At 35.9% G+C, this 523-nt stretch carries 1 protein-coding gene; it reads right to left on the bottom strand.

All coding sequences use genetic code 11. From position 1 onward, the window contains the following. A partial coding sequence (locus ACFINO_RS11625) for an FAD-dependent oxidoreductase (protein ID WP_375656008.1) occupies nucleotides 1-523 on the bottom strand: 523 nt, incomplete at both ends.

Here is a 523-nt window from a genome sequence, read left to right on the forward strand (position 1 = left end):
CCATTTGGATAAACAGTATCAGTATCTAACCCTTCTGGTTCCAGAAAAATCTGATGTCCATCACGTTCTCCAAATTTAACAATCTTATCTTCAATTGAAGGACAATAACGTGGTCCTAATCCTTCAATATTTCCTGAATATAAAGCAGAGCGATGAATATTTTCACGAATAATCTGATGTGTTTGTGCATTTGTACGTGTTATGGCACATTCAATTTGAGGCTGTTCAATTTTTTCAGTCAAAAGAGAAAAAGGTACAGGATTTTCGTCAGCTTGCTGTTTAGGAAGACATTCCCAACGGATTGTTTTTTTGCTAAGACGAGCAGGAGTTCCTGTTTTTAATCGACCAAGATTTATGCCATAACTTTTTAAACGTTCAGCAAGTTTTATACTTGACTGTTCTCCCATACGTCCAGCAGCCCATGTTTTATCACCAATATGAATAAAACCATTTAAAAAGGTACCTGTTGTCAAAACAACAGCACCAGAAGGGAGTATTCCTTGTTTTTTTAATATAACACCTG

Source organism: Bartonella sp. AA83SXKL (genome assembly GCF_042196965.1).
Taxonomy (GTDB): domain Bacteria; phylum Pseudomonadota; class Alphaproteobacteria; order Rhizobiales; family Rhizobiaceae; genus Bartonella.